Consider the following 682-nt stretch of genomic DNA (forward strand, 5'->3'; position numbering starts at 1 on the left):
GGCGTAGCGCACGGGCGAATCGCGGCGGTCCCAAAGCAGATGCTGCTCGCTCAAGCGCTCGACCACCGCTGCGTCGTCACGCAGCAGGCTGAGCTGCATGGCCGGGGCCACATCCGCTGCGCTGTAGAGCACGTGGCGGATTTCGGTCTGCCCCTGCTTGACCGAGACGCTCTGCGGCGGATCGCCAAAGAAGACATCGGCCTGGCTGCTCGACCAGCGCGGTGCGCCAAGCACCCTGGGCGGCACTTGCCCCGCGTCGCGGCCATAGGTGTAGGTCAATTCCACCAGCGGCGCGGCGCCGGCGACGTTGTAGATCGGCTGGCCCGGGCCGTGCTCCAGGGCGACCTCGAAGCGCTCGATGAGCTCACCCTGCTCCGTCTCGGCACTGATGGGGAGATGAGCGTCCGGCGCCTGGCCGACGGTCGCCGAACCAAAGGCGGGTAATGTGATCGCGCCCGCTCCGCCAACGCGCACGCGCACCGGGCGGTCGAAGCCGTTGAGCACCTGCACACTGATGTCGCCATAGCCACCGCCAAAGCCGAGCACGCCGACGACGATGCCGCCCGCCACGGCGATACGCGCCGCAGCCGCGCCGCGGCCTTGTGCGGCCAGGAAGCGCGCCCACGGGCTGGGACGCAGGTCGCGCGGGCGCTCGGCGCCTTCGAGCAGGGTGGCGTAGCCG

At 71.0% G+C, this 682-nt stretch carries 1 protein-coding gene; it reads right to left on the reverse strand.

What is annotated here, in order from left to right; translation table 11 throughout:
* A partial coding sequence (locus tag AC1DU6_RS34165) for a hypothetical protein (protein WP_477862871.1) occupies window positions 1-682 on the reverse strand: 682 nt, incomplete at both ends.

Source organism: Roseateles sp. P5_B10, from assembly GCF_056400485.1.